Raw genomic sequence first — 2,129 nt, forward strand, 5'->3', positions numbered from 1 at the left:
CTGATCGTCGAGGCGCCCGACCACGGCCACCAGACCACCTCGGAGGCGTTCAGCTACTGGATCTGGCTGGAGGCCGCGTACGGCAGAGTCACCGGCGACTGGGGCCCGTTCAACAGCGCCTGGGAGACGACCGAGCAGTACATCATCCCCACCCGGGCCGACCAGCCCACCAACGACGGGTACAACCCCGGCTCGCCCGCGACGTACGCGCCCGAGCACCCCGACGTCACCCAGTACCCCGCCCAGCTGGACCCGGACGTGCCCGTCGGCCAGGACCCGCTGGCCGCCGAGCTGGCGTCCGCGTACGGGACGATGGACATCTACGGGATGCACTGGCTGCTCGACGTCGACAACGTCTACGGCTACGGCAACACCCCCGGCACCGGCGGCCAGAACGGGCCCGGCCCCGGCCCGTCGTACATCAACACCTACCAGCGCGGCTCGGAGGAGTCCGTCTGGGAGACCGTCCCCCAGCCGACGACCGACCTCTTCGAGTTCGGCGGCCCCAACGGCTACCTCGACCTCTTCGTCGGCGACCAGCAGTACGCGCAGCAGTGGAAGTACACCAACGCGCCCGACGCGGACGCCCGTGCCGTCCAGGCCGCGTACTGGGCGCTGACCTGGGCCTCGGAGCAGGGCAACGAGGGCCAGATATCCGCGTCGGTCGAGCGCGCCGCGAAGATGGGCGACTACCTGCGGTACGCGATGTTCGACAAGTACTTCAAGCAGATCGGCGACTGCACCAGCCCCACGGGCTGCCCCGCCGGCTCCGGCCGCAGCTCCCAGCACTACCTGCTGTCCTGGTACTACGCCTGGGGCGGCGCCGCCAGCGGCGGAAACTGGGCCTGGCGCATCGGCGACGGCGCCTCCCACCAGGGCTACCAGAACGTCTTCGCCGCCTGGGCGCTGTCCACCGTGCCGCAGCTGACGCCCCGGTCGCCCACCGCGAAGGACGACTGGTCGACGAGCCTGTCCCGGCAGCTGGAGTTCCTGCGCTGGCTGCAGTCGGCGGAGGGCGCCATCGCCGGCGGCTGCACCAACAGCTGGGAGGGCCAGTACGGCAGCCCGCCGGCCGGCACGCCCACCTTCTACGGCATGTTCTACGACTGGCAGCCCGTCTACCACGACCCGCCCAGCAACAACTGGTTCGGCATGCAGTGCTGGGGCATGGAGCGGGTCGCGGAGCTGTACTACGCCTCCGGCAACACCACGGCGCAGGAACTGCTGGAGAAGTGGGTGGCCTGGGTCACACCCGAGATCACCGCGGAGGCCGACGGCACGTTCCGGATCCCGGCGACGCTGTCGTGGGAGGGCGCCCCGGACGACTGGGACCCGGCGAACCCCGGAGCCAACAACGGGCTGCACGTCTCGGTCGCCGAGTACGGCACGGACGTGGGCGTCGCCTCGGCGCTGGCCAAGACGCTGACGTACTACGCCGCCAAGGCCGGCGACACCGCCACCGCCGACCTGGCCAAACGGCTGCTGGACGCGCTGGCCGCCAACGCGGACGGCCTCGGCATCGCCCTGCCGGAGACCCGCGCCGACTACGGCCGCTTCGCCGACGAGGTGTACATACCGGACGGCTGGTCCGGCACCATGCCCAACGGCGACACCATCGAGCCCGGCGTGACCTTCATCGGGCTGCGCTCGTTCTACCGCGACGACCCGGACTGGGAGAAGGTCCAGGCCCACCTCGACGGCGGGCCGGCGCCCGAGTTCACGTACCACCGCTTCTGGGCCCAGGCGGGCCTGGCGATCGCCTTCGCGGTCTACGCCGAGCTGTTCCCCTCCGCCTGATGCGGCCCCGGCCGGACCCGGCGCGGGAGGCCGGGTCCGGTCGGCTGTGACTCCCCGGTGCGGGTCCATGTCCCTGACCCCTGCGCGGACCCGCACCGGGGCTTCCACCTGCCGGAACACAGGGGGTGAGCGCGGGGGGAATAGGGTTGCGCGGACGCACGTTCTCCGGTGTGATTGAGCTTTCAACCACGGAGAGGTGAGTCCGGTGCAGTTCGGGATCTTCAGTGTGGGTGACGTCACCCAGGACCCCACCACGGGGCGGGTGCCGAGCGAGCACGAGCGGATCACGTCGATGACCGCGATCGCGCTCAAGGCCGAGGAGGTCGGCCTCG

Annotated in this window: 1 protein-coding gene and 1 pseudogene; both read left to right on the plus strand. The window is 71.0% G+C overall.

Annotated features, from left to right (window positions below; translation table 11 throughout):
- The coding region (locus tag ABD317_RS36230) for a glycoside hydrolase family 48 protein (RefSeq protein WP_344296195.1) at positions 1–1,797 on the plus strand (1,797 nt) is incomplete at its 5' end.
- A gap of 205 nt (positions 1,798–2,002) precedes the next feature.
- Positions 2,003–2,129: pseudogene (locus ABD317_RS36235) on the plus strand (5,10-methylene tetrahydromethanopterin reductase); the annotation flags it as partial.

The sequence above is a fragment of the Streptomyces synnematoformans genome (assembly GCF_039531005.1).
Taxonomy (GTDB): domain Bacteria; phylum Actinomycetota; class Actinomycetes; order Streptomycetales; family Streptomycetaceae; genus Streptomyces; species Streptomyces synnematoformans.